Origin of the sequence: Paenibacillus sp. 598K, from assembly GCF_003851045.1 — a bacterium.
In the GTDB taxonomy this organism is placed as follows: domain Bacteria; phylum Bacillota; class Bacilli; order Paenibacillales; family Paenibacillaceae; genus Paenibacillus_D.
This window is the reverse complement of record NZ_BFBX01000234.1, coordinates 2,305-3,271: the sequence shown is the minus strand read 5'-3', so window position 1 is coordinate 3,271 and position 967 is coordinate 2,305. Positions and strand designations below refer to the sequence as shown.

Genomic DNA, 967 nt, shown 5'->3' with positions numbered 1-967 from the left:
GTATGCAGACACGCCCTAGCAAATCGAAAAAGCGCTCTCAGGCGAGAGGCTGGATGTAGAGATGTCGCCTCGCACACTGATGTCCTTACCAGACGCCCCGTGTTGGATGCTTTGTAACGGACGCTCCGTGCCGGACGCTCGTGCCAGCGGCTCCGTGCCAAACGCCCGTGCCCGACGCTCCGTGCAGACGCCCCGAGCTGAACGCCGAGCCGGATCGTGCCTGGCGCCCGAGCCTGCCGCTATCCGGGCACCCCCCGTCTTACGCGCGGTCTGGCTAAGCGGCATAAAACAGGCGGCGTTGGATGACTGTCGCCCCGCCCATGAGACGTGTGTGGGCCTCCATAAGGCAGTGTGTACGGGCTCCCGGCGTAGGCTCTACTGCGGCTGCTCCCGATCGAGCACCTGCATCACCTTGGCGATGTGCTGGCTCATCCGCCGCGACGCCTCGGCGCCATCGCCGGCGGCGATCGCCTCATAGATGCCGGTATGCTCGCGCAGCAGACGCTCCGAGGTGGAGCGCTCGGAGTAAAACCAGAGCGCCCGCGTATCCTTCATGCTCTCGTGGAGCCGCTCAGAGAGCGAGGTCATCAGATCGATGATGACGGGGTTGTCCGTCGCTGCGGCGATCTGCAGATGGAAGCGGACGTCGGCTTGCTCGCCGAAGTGTTCGTCGGACAGCTGTGAGGCCATCCCGTCCAACGTCTCGCGCAGCTGAGCCAGATGCTCGTCGGTGCGATGGATCGCCGCCAGCATCGCCGCGCCGCTCTCGAGCACCTGTCGCACCTCAAGGATATGGCGGAGCGAGCGGGAACGGTCGAGCCAGGCGTCCGGCTGCTGTTGCGCAGGGTGAGAGGGCTCGGCCGGCGCTTCCTTGACGAAGGTGCCGCCGCCCTGGCGAATGTCTAGCCGTCCCATCGCCTTGATCGCGCTTAGCGCCTCGCGGATCGTCGAGCGGCCGACGCTGTAG

General features: G+C 66.0%; 1 protein-coding gene. It reads right to left on the bottom strand.

Annotated elements, in window-relative coordinates:
* Positions 1-375: 375 nt before the first annotated feature.
* On the bottom strand, positions 376-967 hold a 592-nt coding region (locus PA598K_RS34780; protein ID WP_148092046.1), incomplete at its 5' end, for a FadR/GntR family transcriptional regulator.